Annotated in this window: 1 protein-coding gene; it reads left to right on the top strand. The window is 64.2% G+C overall.

The annotated features are described in order from the left end of the window. Nucleotides 1-24: 24 nt before the first annotated feature. Nucleotides 25-254, top strand: a 230-nt coding sequence (locus tag ACV22V_RS32710; protein ID WP_448016875.1) for a hypothetical protein, incomplete at its 3' end; no start/stop codon positions are given.

Below are 254 nucleotides of genomic sequence, written 5' to 3'. Positions count from 1 at the left end.
TTCCGCCATTCAGGTAGCGGCGTCGTGACGAATCGCCTGTATGGCGACGTCATGGAGGCGTTCGAATACGACCCGATGGGACGGCTTGCCCAACGTCAGGGCTGGCCGGCGCAGTTCACCGATCGGGGGCAGGTGTTCCTGAAGCCGCAGGGCGAGGTGAAGGTCGAGCGCGAGTCGTTCCAGTACGACGGGCTGGGCAGGCTGTTGCAGGCGAAGAACGGTCAGTCGACCGTACGACGCTTCTACGACCCGGT

This window comes from Burkholderia sp. AW33-5, from assembly GCF_053427615.1.
Note: the sequence above shows the minus strand (reverse complement) of the source record. Positions and strands in the feature narration are given on the sequence as shown.